Genomic DNA, 16310 nt, shown 5'->3' on the forward strand with positions numbered 1-16310 from the left:
CTCCGGTGATCGTCTCACCGGAGTGGGCCGGCGGAGCGTCACTTAGGCTGGGCTGCGGAGGTGACGGTGACCGTGCCGGCGGCGATGTCCGCCTTCAGCTTGTCGACCTCCGCCTTCAGCTCGGCCGGCACCTTGCTGTCGAACTCGTGGTACGGGGCGAGCCCGACGCCGTTGTTGGCGAGGTTGCCCAGGTAGCCCGGGTCGTGCGAGAGCTTCTCACCGTTGGCGGCCTTGACCACGGCCTCCTTGACGGCCTCCGGGATGTTCTTCTCCACCGTGGTGATGATCGCCGAGCAGTCCGGCGTGCTCTCGCAGCCGTCGACGTCCACCCAGACGGTGCTGTACTTGCCGCCCGACGCCTTGGCCGCGCCGGTGGTGCCGAGGCCCGAGCCGCCGGCGACCGGCATGATGATGTCGGCGCCCTGGGCGACCAGCGCGTCGCTGACCTTCTTACCCTCGTCCTGCTTCACGAAGTCGTTGGTGAAGGAGCCGTTCTGGCTCGCCTTGTCCCAGCCGACGACCTTGACGGTCTTGCTCTTCGTCTTGTTGTAGTGGGCGACGCCGTCGACGTACCCGTCCATGAAGATGGTGACCGGCGGGATCTTCATGCCGCCGTAGGTGCCCACCGTGCCGCTCTTGGTCATGCCGGCGGCCAGATAACCGGCGAGGAAGCCGGCCTGGGCGGTGTCGAACTGCATCGGGTAGACGTTGCTCTCCGGCAGCTTCGCGTCGACGATGCCGAACTGCTGGTTCGGGTTCGCCTTGGCGATCTTGGAGGTGGCGTCACCCATCAGGCCGCCGACGGCCAGGATGAAGTCGCACTTCTGGTTGACGTACTGGGTCAGGTTGACCTCGTAGTCCGCCTGGGCCTTCGACGCGACATACTTGATGTCGATGTTGTCGTTGGCCTTCTTGGCCGCCTCGAGGCCCTGCCACGCCGAGGTGTTGAACGACTTGTCGTCGATGCCGCCGACGTCGGTCACCATGCAGGCGCTGTACTTCTTGTCGCCGCTGCCGGCGTTGTTGCTGTCCTCGGGAGCCTCACCGCACGCGGCGGCGCTCAGCACGAGCCCACCCACCGCGAAGACCGAGGCAATCCGCATCCCACGCACCGAGCGCAAGACGTCTCCTTCCCATTGCACACCGCGTCCTGCACGGTGGCAGCCCTATGAGCCGGCTGCGCTGCGCCGCCGGCGTCCCACGTTACGGACGGGAGCGTACGCCCGCGCCCACCCACCGGCCGACAATCGTGCACGAACGTTGAGCGCCTGTTACCCCTACGTAACCCTTAGGTGGGGCAGATCACTCTGAGTGCTGGTAGGTGAGCACCGGGGCGTCGCGGAAACGTCCGTTTTTCCGGGGCGGCCCCTGGCGGAGACGTTACCGCCAGAAGACCGCCACTGCCGCGTTGACCAGGGTCAACCCGACGATCGCAAGGAAATGGCCGCGGTTGACCACGTCGCGCTTCCGGGAAAAGAAGACCATGACGAAGATCAGCAGGGCGAGCACCAACTTGGTAACAAGTTTGGCCGGGTCCGGCTCGTTGCCGTCGCGCAGCGGCGCGGAGAGGCCGATGCCGGTCAGCAGCATGATCACGGACCCCCAGAGCATGGCCGGGTTGATCCGCAGCTTTCCGCTGATGTACTGGACGATCGCGCCGCCGAGCAGCAGGGCGAAACCGATCAGATGGACGTAGCGCAGTATCAGTCTGAGAGCTTCCACGCGCACATCCTCCCCCACAAACGACGGACCGTAGTAGCGGGGCGGTTCAGGGCGTGTCAGCCACCGCCCGGGGGCCGACCGGGCGCGGCGACCCGGCGGCGACCGGGCGCGGCGACCCGGCCGCGGCGGCGCCGGAGGGCCGGCGACCCACCAGGACCAGCACCAGCCCGACCAGCGCGTACCCGGCGAGGACGGCGAGCGACCGGGCGGACCCGGCGCCGTCGAAGAAGGCCACCGAGCGCAGCAGGGTGCCGCCGGCGCCCACCGGCAGGAACTGACCGACCGCGCCCCACGGCTGCGGCAGCAGCTCGGGCGCCCCGCTGACCGCCGAGAGCGGGTTGCCGACCAGGAAGACCAGCAGTGCGCCCAGGCCGAGGCCCGGCCGGCCGAGCAGCGCCCCGAGACCCGCCACCGTGGCCGCGGCGGCCAGCGCGAAGAGCCCGACCGCCGCCGCCTCGGCGAGCGGGTCGCCGTCGAGCACGCCGAGCCAGCCGTGCAGCACGGCCACGCCGGCGCCCCCGGCGAGGACGCCGAAGACCACCAGGCCGAGCAGTCGGGCACCCCGGCCGGCGACCAGGAGGGTCAGCAGCGCGCCGGCCAGCATGCTCGCCATCGCGAACGGCAGGAAACCGGCGGCGAACCCGGCGCCCCGGGGGTCGTCCGGGGCGGCGGGGACCACCTCCACCACCGACACCGGGCGGCCGGCGGCGAGCTGGGCGGCCGCCTCGGTGAGCAGCGCGGCGACCGTCGGGCTCGCGGCCGGCGCGGTGTGCAGGGCGACGCCCTCGGGGCCGGCGACGAACGCCGCGTACACCTGTCGGTCGCGCAGGGCCCGGTCGGCTGCCGCGGCGTCCGGAAGGGTGGTCACGTCGAAGGCTCCCGGCCGTGCGGCGGCGAGCCGGGCGGCGAGGTCGCCGGTGACCGGCGCCGGGCCCGCGACCGCCACGGGCAGGTCGCGCGGCGCCAGGTTGGCGGCCGGAGCCGCGAAGAGGGGTACGAGCAGCGCCAGCAGGACCGCCGCCAGGGCGGCGACACCGAGGGCGGCCGGCAGGGGCGGCGGGGTGCGGGTCGACATGGGAGCCTCCTAAAACGAACGCTCATTCTTTTAGGACTCCAGGCTGCCGCCGTGGTGCGCGACTGTCAAGAACGAACGTTCGATTTACGATGTGTCCCGTGCCCCGCGTCTCCCCGGAACACCTCGCCGCCCGTCGCCGCCAGATCGTCGACGCCGCCCGCCGGTGCTTCCTGCGGGAGGGCTTCCACCGCACGACGATGCAGGACGTGATCGCCGAGGCCGGACTCTCCGTGGGCGCCGTCTACCGCTACTTCCCGAGCAAGGCGGATCTGATCAACGCGATCGCCGAGGAGGCGGTCGGCGGCGCCGAAGTCGTCCTCGACGACCTGCTCCGGCGGGAGCCACCACTCCCCCTGGTCGAGGCGCTCGACCGCGCGCTGGCGTACGTGGAGACGCAGACCGGCGACGACGGCGCCCTGCGGATCGCGATCCAGGTCTGGGGCGAGGCGCAGCGGGACCCGGTGCTGGCCGAGTTCGTGGCCGGCAAGTACGACGGCATCCGCCGCCACTTCGAGGCGCTCGTCCGGCGCGCCCAGGACACCGGCGAGGTGGCCGCCGACGCCGACCCGGAGGCGGTCGCCGCCGGCCTCTTCGCCCTGGTCATCGGCTGGTTCCTCCAGCGGCTCCTCACCGGCCGCCCGGACCGCGCCACCTACCTCGCCGGCGTCCGCGCCCTCCTCGCCCCCTGACCGACCCCTACCCACCCCGCCCCGGCGCGGCGGCGCGCACGGGGCAGGGCGGGGCGCGGGCGGCCCCGCGTCAGGGGAGGCGCCAGGCCTGGAAGGTGGGGCCGTCGGCGGGCAGGGTGACCGTGCCGTCCGGGTCGGGGCGGAGCGCGGGGGCGCCCCCGTAGACGTTCTCCGCCGCCCGCAGCCCGGCCAGGCGGACCGGAGCGCCGGCGGCCCGGCGGGCCAGCACCAGCACGCTGCCGGCCGCCGCCTCCCGCAGGAAGACCAGGGTGTCCGCGTCGTGGTGCAGCCAGCGCAGGCCGCCGTGGCGCAGCGCGGGCTCGGCGCGGCGCAGCGCGACCAGCGCCCGGTAGCCGGCGAACGTCGACTCGTCCCAGGTCTCGGGCCGGTGCCACGGCATCGGGGTCCGGGAGCCCTCCCCGTTGGTGCCGGTCAGGCCCAGCTCGTCGCCGGCGAAGATCACCGGGGTGCCCGGCATGGTGGCGAGCAGACCGGCGGCGACCTCCTGCCGCGCGGCGTCGCCGACCACCGTGCGGATCCGGGCCGAGTCGTGCGAGCCGAGCAGCTGCCACGAGTGCGTGTACGACCGCCACGAGACCAGCGACCGGTAGGCGTTCATGGTGGCCAGCACGGCGCCGGCGTCCCGCCGCAGCACGCCGCCGGGGGTGCCGAGGAAGTTCGGCAGCGGGTCGTCGCCGTGCCGCAGCCAGGACCAGACGGGGTCGGTGAAGCCGACGTAGTTCATCGTCCCGTGCCAGCCGTCGCGGTCCAGGTCGCCGGTGTGGTCGTGGCCGTGCTCGGCCAGCAGCAGGCCGTCGGCGCGGGTCTCGGCGACCACCCGGCGCAGCAGCGCCGCCACCTCGTGGGTGTACGCGTCGGCGCCCCGCCGCCCCGTCATGTTCGCCACGTCCACCCGCCAGCCGTCCAGCCCGTACGGCGGGCGCAGCCAGCGGCGCAGCAGCGAACCCTCGGCGGTGGCGAAGCGCCGGCGCAGCTCGGCGCTGCCCCAGTTCAGCTTCGGCAGCGACTTGACCCCGTTCCAGGACTCGTACGACAGCTCCAGGTCGCAGCGCGGCGTCAGACGCGCCGAGCTGGAGTTGTCGCAGCCGGTCACCTCGTCGAAGTAGTACAGCTCCCGCTCCGGCGCGGACACGTCCGAGGCGGCCCGGGTGAACCACTCGTGCGCGTCGCCGGTGTGGTTGCTGGTGATGTCGCCGAGCAGCCGCCAGCCGCGGGCGCGTACGGCGTCGGCGAGCCGGGCCAGCGCGGCGTTCCCGCCGAGCAGCGGATCGACGGTGTCGAAGCTGGACGCGTCGTAGCGGTGGTTGGAGCGGGCCGGGAAGATCGGCGTCAGGTAGACGGTGTTCACGCCGAGCCGGTCCAGGTGGTCCAGCCGCCCGGTGATGCCGTCCAGGTCGCCGCCGTAGAACTGGTAGGGGGTCTCCGGGCCGCGCCCGATCACCGGGGTGTCCCAGTCGCACGGGATCGCCCAGTCCGGCAGGTCGCGCCCGTCGGCGGCGGCGGAGCGGGCGAACCGGTCCGGGAAGATCTGGTAGATCACCGCGTCCCGGGCCCAGGCCGGCGGCGGGGCGTACGTGACCAGCTTGAAGTCGCCGTTGTCCGGCACGTCGTGGTGCGCCACGCCGGCGGCGTTCAGCCAGCGGTAGCCGCGCCGGCCGGTGAGCATGAACCGGTAGTTGCTGACCGGGTTGCGGGCCTCGACCGGGACCCGCCACCAGACGTCGTCGCCGTCGGTGCGGTCGACGACCGCCTCGGTGAACCGGGGCTCGCCGTCGCCGGTGGTGCGCACGTGCACCTGGCGGACGTCGGCGCCGGCCGGCACCCGGACGAAGACGTCGACGGTGTCGCCGAGCGAGGGCTCCTGCTCGGGGACGTACAGGGCGGATCCGTCGTGGTGCGGCAACAGGGACATGGCGGTGCCTTTCGCGTCGATCGGACGGGGAGAGAAAGGGGGCACCCGCCGCGGCCGGTTTCCCGACCGCGGCGGTCGACCCGCGACTGCTCCGGTGTACGTCGGACGCCGACGCCCTTGCCGCAGCGGTGAGCCGAGGAGGCTCAGCCTTTGACAGCTCCGGCGGTGAGGCCGGAGACGATGTAGCGCTGGACCAGTTGGAAGACCAGCACCGTGGGAATGGCGGTGAGCAGGGTGCCCGCCGCGAAGATGCCGAAGTTGTTGTTCCGCTCCCCGGCCACCAGACCGAACATGCCGACCGCGAGGGTCTTGGACTCGCTGTTGGTCAGGAAGACGTTCGCCATCAGGAACTCGTTGATGGTGCCGATGAAGGCGAGCAGGCCGGTCACCGCCAGGATCGGCGCCACCAGCGGCAGCATGATCCGGAAGAAGACCTGGGCGTGCGTGGCGCCGTCCATCGTGGCCGACTCGTCCAGCTCCCGGGGGAGCGTGTCGAAGAAGCCCTTCATCAGCCAGGTGTTCACGCCGAGCGCACCGCCCAGGTAAAGCAGCAGCAGGCCCCACGGCGTGTTGAAGCCGATCGCCGGCCACAGGTCGGTGATCGTGGTGAAGATCAGGAAGATCGCCACGATCGCCAGGAACTGCGGGAACATCTGGATCAGCAGGAGCGACAGCAGCCCGACGCGCCGCCCGGAGAACCGCATCCGCGAGAACGCGTACGCCGCCAACGCCGACAGGAAGACCGACGCGAACGAGGCCACCCCGGCGATCAGCAGCGAGTTGACGAACCACCACCCGAACGCCGTGCGGTCGAACAGGTCCACGAAGTTGTCGAAGGACGCGCCGGTCGGCACCAGCTCGGTCGAGGAGAGCGTGCCGAGCGGGTTGAGCGCGGCCGAGAGCACGAACAGGATCGGGAAGAGGCTGAACGCGACCGCCAGCACGCCGACGAGGTGGCGCCAGCCGACCTGGGCGAACCACCGGTTGCGGCCCCGGCCCGCGTTGCGGTTGGCGGCCGGGGCGGCGCCGGTGCCGCCGCCCGCGACCGAAGTGCCGTGCAGCGAGGTCACGAGTACACCTCCTCCTGCTTGCGGGTGCGCCGGAAGCTCACCGCCGAGACCACCGCGACGATGGTGAAGATGAAGATCGACACCGCGGCCGCCAGGCCGAACTGGGCTCCCTGGGCGCCGAAGGCCAGCCGGTAGGTGTACGTGATGAGCAGGTCGGTCGCCCCCGCGGTCGGGTTGTCCGCCGGGAAGGGGCCACCCTCGGTGGTCAGGTAGATCGCGTTGAAGTTGTTGAAGTTGTACGCGAACGACGCGATCAGCAGCGGGGAGAGCGCGACCAGCAGCAGCGGCAGGGTGACCGACCGGAACGACTGCCAGGGCGACGCGCCGTCGACCGACGTCGCCTCGGTCAACTCCTTCGGGATGGCCTGCAACGCGCCCGTGGCGACCAGGAACATGTACGGGTAGCCCAGCCAGAGCTGCACCAGGATCACCGCGATCCGGGCCGACCACTCCTGGCCGAACCAGTCCACCCCGATCCCGAACAGGTTGTTGATCAGGCCGAAGTCCGTGTTGAACATGTCCCGCCAGACCAGCAGCATCGCGAAGGACGGCATGGCGTACGGCAGGATCAGCAGGACCCGGTAGAGGTTGGTGCCCCGCATCCGGGGCGAGTGCAGCGCCAGGGCGATGAACATCCCCAGCAGGAACGTGCCGCCGGTCGAGCCGATCGCGAAGGCGAAGTTCCACAGCAGGGTGCCGAAGAACGGCCCGGAGATGGCCGGGTCGGTGAGCACCCGGGAGAAGTTCTTGAGCCCGACGGTGACCTTCCAGCCCTGGGCCAGCCGCTCGCCGTCGGCGGCGACGAAGGCGCCGGTCTCCTCGTCCGCCGTCCAGGTCCGGCCGGTCTCGGTGTCCCTGATGCAGTCGCAGCCGGCGTCGTACGCCCGGACCGCCTTGCCCTCGTAGGCGCGGGACAGGCCGGCGGAGCGCAGCGCGCCCCCGGAGGTCGGCACCACCAGGTCGGTGATCTCCTGGCTGCGCGCGCTGGCCTGGCCGAAGTTGAGCACGGTGTAGCCCTCGGCGGCGGTGACCCTGCCGCCGGGCGCGACGGTGACCTGGCCGGCGTCGAGCTGGCGCAGCCCCCCGCTGTCGCCGGCCGAGACCACGCCGGTGGCCGGGTCGGAGACCAGGAAGACGAGCGGCCCGGTCGCCGGGTCGCCCTTGGTGGCGATCGACAGGGCGTACTCGGCGGAGCCGGGCACCTGCTTGACCGAGGCGGTCTGGATGGCGACGACGGCCTCGTCCTTGGTGCCGCGGTGACCGTCGCCGAAGTTCGTGAAGGCGGTGCTCGCCGTGTAGAGCACCGGGACCACCTGGAACGCGATCAGGAAGAGCGTGCCGGGGACCAGGTACTTCGCCGGGATGTGCCGCCGGGTCAGGTAGAGGTAGAACAGCCCGGCGGTGGTGGCGGCCAGGACTGCCAGCCCGATCCACTTCTCCGCCTCGACGAGCGGGAAGGCCGCCCAGATCGCGATCCCGGCGGTCAGGCCGAGCAGGATCACCTTGACGAGCAGACCGGTCGCGGTGATCGGCGCGTGGTGCCGCGCGGTGCGGGACGGGCGCGGGAGCCCGGAGCCGACGGGCTCCCGGCCCGGGTCCTGTGTGGCAGGTCCCGGGCCGGACAGCGACGTGCTCATTACTTGATCTGGCCGGAGATGGTCTTGCCGGCCGCGGTGATCGTCTTGGTCGGGTCGGCGCCGCCGATGATGGCGGCCTCGGCCTTACCGAACGGGTCCCAGATGGTGGCCATGGCGGGGATCGCCGGGAGCACCTGACCGTTCTTGCCGGCCTCCTGGAACTTGGCCAGGTCCGGGTCGGTGCCCTTGACCTGGTCCAGCGCGGCGGTCAGCGCCGGCGGACGGGGCTCGGCGTTGTAGAGCGCCACGGCCAGCTCGGGGGTGGTGACGTGGTTGGCCACGAACTCCTGGGCCAGGGCCTTGTTCTTGCCCTTCGACGCCACGTAGAACGCCTGGACGCCCACGAACGGCTGGGCCTCCTTGCCACCGGCGAAGCCGGGGACCGGGGAGATGTCGTACTTGATGTTGGCCTTCTTGGCGTCCGCGACGGCCCACGGGCCGGAGACCAGGAACGCGCACTTCTTGCCGGTGAAGGTGGCGATCGAGTTCTCGGGGGTGATCGACCGCTTCAGCGCGCCCTCGCCCTTCTCACCGAGCGCGGCGATCTTCTTGAACGCCTCGATCGACTCCGGCTTGCCGACGCCCAGGTCCTTCGGGTCGTAGTCGCCGTTGGCGGCGGCGCCGAAGAGGTACCCGCCACCGGAGGTGTAGAGCGGGTAGATGTGGTACGCGTCGCCGTTCTGGCCGGACTGGAGGCAGAGGATCTCGCTGGCCTTCTTCTCGGCCTTGAGCTTCTTGCCGGCGGCGACCAGGTCCTCGATCGTCTTCGGCGCCTCGGGGGCCAGCTCGGTGTTGCGGATCAGCGCCAGGTTCTCCATGGCGTAGGGCACGCCGTAGAGCTGGCCGTTGAAGGTCACGGCCTTGACGGCGGTCTCGTTGAAGCCGCTCTTCTGCTCGGCGGCGAGCTGCACCGGGTCGATGGCGCCGTTCTGGACGAGGTTGCCGATCCAGTCGTGCGCGCCGACCACGACGTCCGGGCCGCTGCCCTGCTGCGAGGCGGTGACGAAGTTGGTCTGGAGGTCCTTGGAGACGGCCTGGACCTCGACCGTGACGCCGTTCTCCTGGCCGAACTTCTCGGCGAACGGCTTGAGGGCGGCGGTGCGCTTGTCGTCGGCCCAGATCACCAGCTTGCCGCCGGTGGCGGCCTTGGTGGATTCCTTCGCGGCCGGCTCGTCGCTGCTGTCGCTGCCGCAGCCGGAGGCGGCGAGCGCCAGGCCGAGGACGGCGACCACACCCGCGGTACGGATGCGCATCGGTACTCCTGTCGTCATGGCGGCCCGCCGGGGGAAGGGCGACCCGCCAGTGGAAACCTCTGTGAATTTCTTGCCAAACCGGCGCCCGATGTGCTGCGCCGCTGCTCTCGCGTGTTGCGGGGACGTTAGCAAGGGGTTTCAGAGAATGGAAGGGCTTGCAGGAGTGTACGCAAGATCTTGCTCGTGAGCTAAAGTGCGGGCCATGCGCGCTCGACTGTCCGACATCGCCCAGCAGGCCGAAGTCAGCGAGGCCACGGTGTCGCGGGTGCTCAACGACCGCCCGGGCGTGGCCCCCGAGACCCGGCAGGCCGTCCTGACCGCCCTCGACGTGCTCGGCTACGAGCGCCCCGCCCGGCTGCGCAAGCGCAGCGCCGGCCTGGTGGGCCTGGTGGTGCCCGAACTGGACAACCCGATCTTCCCCGCCTTCGCCCAGGTGATCGAGTCGACGCTGGCGCAGAGCGGGTTCACCCCGGTGCTGTGCACCCAGACGCCGGGCGGAGTCACCGAGGACGAGTACGTCGAGATGCTGCTGGACCGGCAGGTCTCCGGGATCGTCTTCGTCTCCGGCCTGCACGCCGACACCGCCGCCAACCACGACAGGTACCGCGCCCTGATCGCCCGTCCGCTGCCCATCGTCATGATCAACGGGTACGCGCCGGGCATCCCCGCCCCCTTCGTCTCCTGCGACGACGGCGAGGCCACCGAACTGGCCGTGGCCCACCTGGTGGCGCTCGGGCACCGCCGCATCGGCCTGATCACCGGCCCGGACCGGTTCGTGCCGGTGCAGCGGCGGGTGGCCGGCTTCCGGGCCGCGATGGGCCGGCTGGCCGGCGCGGCCGAGGCGGACCTCGGCGAGCTCGCCGAGCTCTCCCTGTTCGGTGTGGAGGGTGGCGAGGCGGCCGCCGCACGGCTGCTGGACCGGGGCGTCACCGGCATCGTCTGCGGCTCGGACCTGATGGCGCTCGGCGCGATCCGGGCCGCCCGGCAGCGCGGCCTGTCCGTGCCGACCGACCTCTCGGTGGTCGGCTACGACGACTCCCCGCTGATGGCCTTCACGGACCCGCCGCTGACCACCATGCGCCAGCCGGTGGCCGCGATGGCGGTCGCCGCCGTCCGGGCCCTGGTCGACGAGATCAACGGGCACGCCGCCCCGCACTCGGAGTACGTGTTCCGGCCCGAGCTGGTGGTGCGCGGCTCCACCGCGGTCGCCCCGGCCGGCGGCGGCGCCCCGGGCCGCCAGCGCCCCGCGCCGCCCGCGCTCGCCGTCCCCGCCTGACCGCCGCCCCGGCTGCCGCCCGCCCGGGACCCGGGCGGACCGGTCGTGGGCGCCCGCCCGGCGTGACCGGGACCATCCCTTGCGCAAGAAATGCTTGACTCTTGCAGCACCGGGCGGCATCCTGCTCAGACCGCGCCTTCCACCCGTACCGCACCGGGTGTGCTGTCCCGCGCGTCACAGAACGGGGAACCGCCTCCGATGACCGTCAGCAACCCCACGCCGCTGACCTCCGACGACGACTGGTGGCGTTCCGCGGTCGTCTACCAGGTCTACGTCCGCAGCTTCGCCGACTCCAACGGCGACGGGATCGGCGACCTGCAGGGCATCCGCGAGCGCCTGCCGTACCTGCGCGACCTCGGCGTGGACGCGCTCTGGCTGACCCCCTTCTACACCTCCCCGATGGTCGACGGCGGCTACGACGTCGCCGACTACCGCGACGTCGACCCGATGTTCGGCACCCTCGCCGACTTCGACGCGATGATCACCGACGCGCACGCGCTCGACCTGCGGATCATCGTCGACCTGGTTCCCAACCACACCTCCGACCGGCACCCGTGGTTCCAGGCCGCCCTGGCCGCCGGCCCGGGCTCCGCCGAGCGCGAGCGCTACCTCTTCGCCGACGGCAGGGGCGCCGACGGCGAGCTGCCCCCGAACGACTGGGAGAGCATCTTCGGCGGCCCCGCCTGGACGCGGGTGGCCGACGGCCAGTGGTACCTGCACCTGTTCGACCCGGCGCAGCCGGACCTGAACTGGCGCCACCCGGAGGTCCGCGCCGAGTTCGAGGACATCCTGCGCTTCTGGCTGGACCGGGGCGTGGACGGCTTCCGGATCGACGTGGCGCACGGCATGATCAAGGCCGAGGGCCTGCCCGACGTCGGCTTCAGCACGATGACCACGGGGCAGCGCCAGGTGGAGCTGCTCGGCAAGGGCCGGCTCCCCTACTTCGACCAGGACGAGGTGCACGAGATCTACCGCGCCTGGCGGCCGATCCTGGACAGCTACCCCGGCGGCCGGATGGCCGTCGCCGAGGCGTGGGCCGAGACCCCGCAGCGGCTGGCCCGCTACATCGGCCCCGACGAGCTGCACCAGGCGTTCAGCTTCGACTTCCTCGACGCGACGTGGTCGGCCGAATCGTTCCGCAAGGTGATCGACACCGCGCTCGCCGAGTCGACCATCGTCGGCGCGCCGACGACCTGGGTGCTCTCGAACCACGACAAGCAGCGGCACGTCACCCGCTACGGCGACGGCGCCGAGGGGCTGCGCCGGGCGCGGGCCGCCACCCTGCTGATGCTCGCCCTGCCCGGCTGTGCCTACGTCTACCAGGGCGAGGAGCTGGGCCTGCCGGAGGTGCTCGACCTGCCGGACGAACTGCGCCAGGACCCGGCGTTCCTGCGCACCGGCGAGAGCCGGGACGGCTGCCGGGTGCCGATCCCGTGGAGCGGCGAGCTGGCCCCGTACGGCTTCGGGCCGGAGGGCAGCGAGCTGAGCTGGCTGCCGGCCCCGGCGACCTGGCGCGCCCTCTCGGTCGCCGCCCAGGCCGGCGTGCCCGGCTCGACGCTGGAGCTCTACCGCACCGCCCTGCGGATCCGCCACGCGCACCCGGCGCTGGCCGCCGACGCGGGCGGGGTCACCTGGCTGGAGACTCGGCCGGGTGTGCTCGCCTTCAGCCGCGCCGCCGGCGACACCGTGCTGACCTGCGTGGTCAACATCAGCGGTGCCCCGGCCCTGATCGACGGGTACGGCGAGCCGATCGCCGCCAGCGAGGCGCTCACCGGCCAGGGCACGGGTCACCTGCTCCCGGTCGACGCGGCCGCCTGGTTCGAACGGCGCTGAGCGGGTAACCCGTCATCGACCTGGTCGTCCGTTGTGCCCCGCGCCGACGGGCGGCTGGGCCACCGACCCCTTGTGGTGGGGGGTGAGGTGGCGCCGGCGCCTCGTGGAGTCCGCTCCCCGGGGCGCCGGCGTCCATCCCGGACAGGTGTCGCCCCCGGCCCGCCCGGGTCTCCGCCGGTCGGCTCAGGCGGCGCCGCCGGTGAGCTTCGCGGCGATGCGGCTGAAGCCGGCCCGCAGCTCGGCCTCGCTGGGCGGGGCGAGCGGCTCGGTGCGGTGCTCCTCCGCAGCCGCCGCCTCGAGTTCCTCGTCGATGGTGTCCTCGAAGTCGCCGTAGAGGTCGGCCTCCTCGATCCGCGCCGACTCGTCCTCGGCGGCGACCTGCGCGGCGGCGATCTCGCCCCGGATCTCCTCCGCCGACACCGCCGGCAGCAGCGGCTCGACCACCGCCATCAGCTGCTCCTCGGCGACCACCGCCTCGGCCAGCGCGAGGGCGTGCGGTCGCTCGTAGGGGCCACAGACCACCGGCTCCCACTCGTCGGCGTCGCCGAGCGGGCCGAAGGTGATGATCCACGGCAGGCCGAGCATCGGGGAGTCTTCCGGCAGGTCCAGTGTCACGAGTGCGCCCACGCGCCCATCATCGTCCGTCCCACCGGAAACGCGGGTGGCATTCGGCTCAATCGCCGCCACCGTGACGGCCGGATCCTCGTCCGGCGCGGCCACCCGCCTCCGCCGTCGCGCCGTCAGCCCGGCCGCGCCGCGTCCAGGGCCGCGCGGACCAGGGCGAGCGCCGCCGACGGCGGCACCCCCAACCGGGCGGCCTCGGCGGCGTAGTCGGCCGCCACCCGCTGCAACCGGTCCAGCGCATCATCGCGGCCGGGTGCGACGAAAGTGCCGTGCCGGCCCCGGGTCTCCAGCAGGCCGGCCGCCTCCAGCTCCCGGTAGGCCCGGGCCACCGTGTTGACCGCCAGCCCGAGGTCCGCCGCGAACTGCCGCACCGTCGGCAGCCGGGTGCCGACCGCCAGCCGGCCCGTCCCGATCAGCTCCGCGAGCTGCCCGCGCACCTGCTCGTACGGCGGCACCGCCGAGCCCGGGTCCACCGAGATCCGCACGCCCGCTCCCCCGTTCATCCGGCCCCGCCGGGGGCGCCGGGATCCGTGTCCGCGTCGAGGTCGGCCGGCGGCGGGCCCTCCGCCAGGTCCACCACCCGGCCGCGCCGGCTCGTCGCGGCGAGCGCCGCGCCGAAGAGCACCAATTGGTTGAGCAGGTAGAGGTAGAGCAGCAGGCCCACCGCGCCCGCCACCACCGTGTACGCCGGATTGCGCTCGGTGCGCACGACGTAGTAGCGCCCGACGGTGTTCAGCAGCGTGATGCCGACCGCGACGAGCAGCACCACCGGGCGCAGCCGGACCCGGCTCATCCGCAGTCTCGGCACCGCCACCAGCAGCAGGGTGGCCAGCACCGCGTTGACCAGCACGCTGAGCACCGCGCTGACCGTGGTCAGGCCGACCGAGCCGGTGCTGCGCAGCAGGAAGCGCAGCAGCGACTCCAGCGCGTCCACCGCCGCCACCGAGACGCCGAGCAGCACGAAGACGACGAGCAGCACGCCCAGGTCGACCAGGCGGCGCACCACCAGGTTGCCGGGCTGCTGGTTGAGCCCGTACATCAGCCGCTGCGAGGAGCGGATGGCCTCCACCCAGCCGATGCCGGTCAGGACGAGGATGATCAGGCCGACCACCCCGACCGTGCCGCTGCTCTCGGCGATCTGCACCGGGTCGAGGAACGGCAGGTTCTCCCGCAGGAAGCCGGCGGCGGCGGCGCTGACCTCGTCGTTGTCCTCCAGGATGGCCCCGAAGATCGAGTACGCGACCAGCGCGAGCGCGAACACCGCGAAGAAGCCGTAGTAGGCGATCGCCGCGGCCAGCCGCCCGCCCAGCACCTCGGCGTAGAGCGCGCCGGCCCGCCACAGGTGGTCGACGGCACCGGACCGGCGGCGCGCGGCGCTGATCCGGCGGTCGACGCCCGCCTCGATGCGGCCCCACACGTTCACGCCGTCATCCTCGCCGATCTATCGCCGTCACGGGGGCAACCTGCCGCCGGCCCTCGCCTGCCGGCGCGTCACCCGGTCGGCGTCGTCGCCCCGGCCGCCCCGACGCGCCGGCCGGACGGGGTCATCCGCCCAGCCGGAAGTCCCGGCGCGGCTGCCACCGGGTCTGCCCGCTGTGCGAGAAGAGGGTGAACGCCTCCACCTCGAACATCGCGGAGAAGTCGGCCAGGTCCTCGTACGCCTTGTCCAGCGCCTCCGGCGCGACGTCCTGCGCGACGGTGACGTGCGGGTGGTACGGGAAGCGCGCCTCGCGGCGCAGCTCCGGGGCGGCGCTGATCGCGGCGGCGAGCAGCTCGCACTCGCTGATCCCGGCCGCCACCGCCACGAAGACCACCTGGGTCACCGGCCGGAACGTGCCGGTGCCCCGCAGGTGCAGCGTGAACGGCAGGTGGGCGGCGGCGACCGCGGTGAGGTGCCGCTCCACCGTCGGCAGCGCCGCCACCGGGATCTCGGTCGGCCCGAGCAGGGTCACGTGCGCGGGCACGACCTGGGGGTCGCCGGCCTCGACCCGGCGTCGGGTGAGCGTGCCGCCCCACGGCTCCGGGATGTCCACCGCGATGCCGATCTGGATGGTGTCACCGGCGTCCGGCGCCCCGTCCCTGCGATCCACGCTCCGCGCCATCCCTCCGGCCACCGACCTGTCCACCCTCACCCGTCGCGCCGCGGCGCTACTCGCCGCGCACCGGCGGGAAGAAGCCCACCCGCTCGTACGCGGTTCGCAGCGTCGCCGCGGCGACCGCCCGGGCCTTCTCCGCGCCGGCGGCGAGCAGCTTGTCCAGCTGCGCCGGGTCGTCGAGGTAGGTCCGGGTGCGCTCCTGGATCGGCGTGACGAACTCCCGCACCACCTCGGCGAGGTCCTTCTTCAGGTCGCCGTAGCCCTTGCCGGCGTACGCGGCCACCAGGTCGTCGATGCTCCGCCCGGTGAGGGCGGAGTAGATGGTGAGCAGGTTGGAGACGCCCGGCTTGGTCTCGGCGTCGAAGACGATCTCCCGGCCGGTGTCGGTGACCGCCGAGCGGATCTTCTTGGCCGAGCGGGCCGGGTCCTCCAGCAGGTCGATGATGCCGGCGGGCGAGGACGACGACTTCGACATCTTCGCCGTCGGGTCCTGCAGGTCGGTGATCTTCGCGGTGTCCTTGACGATGTGCGGCGCGGGCACGGTGAAGGTCTGCCCGAACAGCGAGTTGAACCGCTGGGCCAGGTCGCGGGAGAGTTCCAGGTGCTGGCGCTGGTCCTCGCCGACCGGCACGGCGTGGGCCTGGTAGAGCAGGATGTCGGCGGCCTGGAGGATCGGGTAGGTGAACAGGCCGACGCTGGCCCGCTCGCCGCCCTGCTTCTGCGACTTGTCCTTGAACTGGGTCATCCGGCTCGCCTCGCCGAACCCGGTGATGCAGCCCAGGACCCAGGCGAGCATCGGGTGCTCGGGCACCTGCGACTGCACGAACAGCGTGCTGCGCTCCGGGTCGAGACCCACGGCGAACAACTGCGCGGCGGCCAGCCGGGAACGCTGCGTGAGCACCTTCGGGTCGTGGCCGGCGGTGATCGCGTGCAGGTCGACCACGCAGTAGTACGCGTCGTGGGTGTCCTGCAGGGCCACCCAGTGCCGCACCGCGCCCAGGTAGTTGCCGAGGTGGAACGAGTCGGCCGTCGGCTGGATGCCGGAGAAGACGCGGGGGCGGGCGGGAACGTCGGACATGCCGGCAATTCTGTCAGCAACGCC

15 protein-coding genes are annotated in these 16310 nt (G+C 72.5%); 3 read left to right on the forward strand and 12 right to left on the reverse strand.

Translation table 11 applies throughout. The annotated features are described in order from the left end of the window. Positions 1-38: 38 nt before the first annotated feature. The 3 genes from AB0L34_RS18565 to AB0L34_RS18575 all read right to left on the reverse strand — a co-directional run bounded on the left by AB0L34_RS18565 (position 39) and on the right by AB0L34_RS18575 (position 2797). A complete protein-coding gene (locus AB0L34_RS18565) occupies positions 39-1103 on the reverse strand; it encodes a BMP family ABC transporter substrate-binding protein (RefSeq protein ID WP_363705616.1) in 1065 nt (354 codons plus the stop codon). A gap of 277 nt (positions 1104-1380) precedes the next feature. Then, positions 1381-1722, reverse strand: a complete 342-nt coding sequence (locus AB0L34_RS18570) for a hypothetical protein (RefSeq protein ID WP_350712072.1) — start codon at positions 1720-1722, stop codon at positions 1381-1383. Positions 1723-1768: 46 nt separating this feature from the next. Further along, the gene (locus AB0L34_RS18575; protein ID WP_363705617.1) at positions 1769-2797 is read right to left on the reverse strand and encodes a hypothetical protein; all 1029 of its coding nucleotides are present in this window, start codon (positions 2795-2797) and stop codon (positions 1769-1771) included. Between the two features lie 98 nt (positions 2798-2895). Here AB0L34_RS18575 and AB0L34_RS18580 point away from each other — a divergent pair, with 98 nt between their 5' ends. Then, positions 2896-3486 carry a TetR/AcrR family transcriptional regulator gene (locus AB0L34_RS18580; RefSeq protein ID WP_363705618.1) on the forward strand — a complete coding sequence of 197 codons (591 nt, stop codon included), beginning with the start codon at positions 2896-2898 and terminating at the stop codon, positions 3484-3486. A gap of 70 nt (positions 3487-3556) precedes the next feature. Here the strand turns inward: AB0L34_RS18580 and AB0L34_RS18585 are convergent, their stop codons facing one another. From AB0L34_RS18585 to AB0L34_RS18600, 4 genes are all read right to left on the reverse strand, one after another. Beyond that, on the reverse strand, positions 3557-5419 hold the full coding sequence (locus AB0L34_RS18585) for a glycoside hydrolase family 13 protein (protein WP_363705619.1): 1863 nt from the start codon (positions 5417-5419) through the stop codon (positions 3557-3559). 143 nt (positions 5420-5562) lie between these two features. Continuing rightward, positions 5563-6363, reverse strand: coding sequence for a sugar ABC transporter permease (locus tag AB0L34_RS18590; RefSeq protein WP_363705639.1), 801 nt, complete (start codon positions 6361-6363; stop codon positions 5563-5565). Between the two features lie 122 nt (positions 6364-6485). Continuing rightward, entirely contained in the window at positions 6486-8126 is a 1641-nt protein-coding gene (locus AB0L34_RS18595; protein ID WP_363705620.1) for an ABC transporter permease subunit, read from the reverse strand. After that, positions 8126-9379, reverse strand: a complete 1254-nt coding sequence (locus AB0L34_RS18600; RefSeq protein WP_363705621.1) for a maltose ABC transporter substrate-binding protein — start codon at positions 9377-9379, stop codon at positions 8126-8128. The genes AB0L34_RS18595 and AB0L34_RS18600 overlap by 1 nt, the downstream gene beginning before the upstream one ends. A 202-nt stretch (positions 9380-9581) precedes the next feature. Between AB0L34_RS18600 and AB0L34_RS18605 the strand changes: the two genes are divergently transcribed. After that, on the forward strand, positions 9582-10655 hold the full coding sequence (locus tag AB0L34_RS18605) for a LacI family DNA-binding transcriptional regulator (protein ID WP_363705622.1): 1074 nt from the start codon (positions 9582-9584) through the stop codon (positions 10653-10655). A 198-nt stretch (positions 10656-10853) separates the two neighbouring features. After that, positions 10854-12488 (forward strand): glycoside hydrolase family 13 protein, encoded by a 1635-nt coding sequence (locus AB0L34_RS18610; protein WP_363705623.1) that lies wholly within the window; start codon positions 10854-10856, stop codon positions 12486-12488. A 183-nt stretch (positions 12489-12671) separates the two neighbouring features. Here the strand turns inward: AB0L34_RS18610 and AB0L34_RS18615 are convergent, their stop codons facing one another. The 5 genes from AB0L34_RS18615 to trpS all read right to left on the reverse strand — a co-directional run bounded on the left by AB0L34_RS18615 (position 12672) and on the right by trpS (position 16286). Next, positions 12672-13115 (reverse strand): hypothetical protein, encoded by a 444-nt coding sequence (locus tag AB0L34_RS18615; RefSeq protein WP_363705624.1) that lies wholly within the window; start codon positions 13113-13115, stop codon positions 12672-12674. Between the two features lie 113 nt (positions 13116-13228). Next, complete coding sequence (locus tag AB0L34_RS18620) at positions 13229-13597, reverse strand: GntR family transcriptional regulator (protein WP_363705625.1); 369 nt, start codon at positions 13595-13597, stop codon at positions 13229-13231. A gap of 14 nt (positions 13598-13611) precedes the next feature. Beyond that, complete coding sequence (locus tag AB0L34_RS18625) at positions 13612-14535, reverse strand: YhjD/YihY/BrkB family envelope integrity protein (RefSeq protein WP_363705626.1); 924 nt, start codon at positions 14533-14535, stop codon at positions 13612-13614. 121 nt (positions 14536-14656) lie between these two features. Beyond that, entirely contained in the window at positions 14657-15214 is a 558-nt protein-coding gene (locus AB0L34_RS18630) for a 2'-5' RNA ligase family protein (protein WP_363705627.1), read from the reverse strand. Between the two features lie 46 nt (positions 15215-15260). After that, positions 15261-16286 (reverse strand): tryptophan--tRNA ligase, encoded by a 1026-nt coding sequence (gene trpS, locus AB0L34_RS18635; RefSeq protein ID WP_357457288.1) that lies wholly within the window; start codon positions 16284-16286, stop codon positions 15261-15263. Between the last annotated feature and the right edge of the window lie 24 nt (positions 16287-16310).

The organism is Micromonospora sp. NPDC052213 (assembly GCF_040679695.1).
GTDB lineage: Bacteria > Actinomycetota > Actinomycetes > Mycobacteriales > Micromonosporaceae > Micromonospora.

Coding starts and splice junctions, on each gene's coding strand:
- AB0L34_RS18565 (WP_363705616.1), bottom strand. CDS start 1,103: ATGCGGATTGCCTCGGTCTTCGCGGTGGGTGGGCTCGTGCTGAGCGCC.
- AB0L34_RS18575 (WP_363705617.1), bottom strand. CDS start 2,797: ATGTCGACCCGCACCCCGCCGCCCCTGCCGGCCGCCCTCGGTGTCGCC.
- AB0L34_RS18585 (WP_363705619.1), bottom strand. CDS start 5,419: ATGTCCCTGTTGCCGCACCACGACGGATCCGCCCTGTACGTCCCCGAG.
- AB0L34_RS18595 (WP_363705620.1), bottom strand. CDS start 8,126: ATGAGCACGTCGCTGTCCGGCCCGGGACCTGCCACACAGGACCCGGGC.
- AB0L34_RS18600 (WP_363705621.1), bottom strand. CDS start 9,379: ATGCGCATCCGTACCGCGGGTGTGGTCGCCGTCCTCGGCCTGGCGCTC.
- AB0L34_RS18605 (WP_363705622.1), top strand. CDS start 9,582: ATGCGCGCTCGACTGTCCGACATCGCCCAGCAGGCCGAAGTCAGCGAG.
- AB0L34_RS18610 (WP_363705623.1), top strand. CDS start 10,854: ATGACCGTCAGCAACCCCACGCCGCTGACCTCCGACGACGACTGGTGG.
- AB0L34_RS18630 (WP_363705627.1), bottom strand. CDS start 15,214: ATGGCGCGGAGCGTGGATCGCAGGGACGGGGCGCCGGACGCCGGTGAC.
- trpS (WP_357457288.1), bottom strand. CDS start 16,286: ATGTCCGACGTTCCCGCCCGCCCCCGCGTCTTCTCCGGCATCCAGCCG.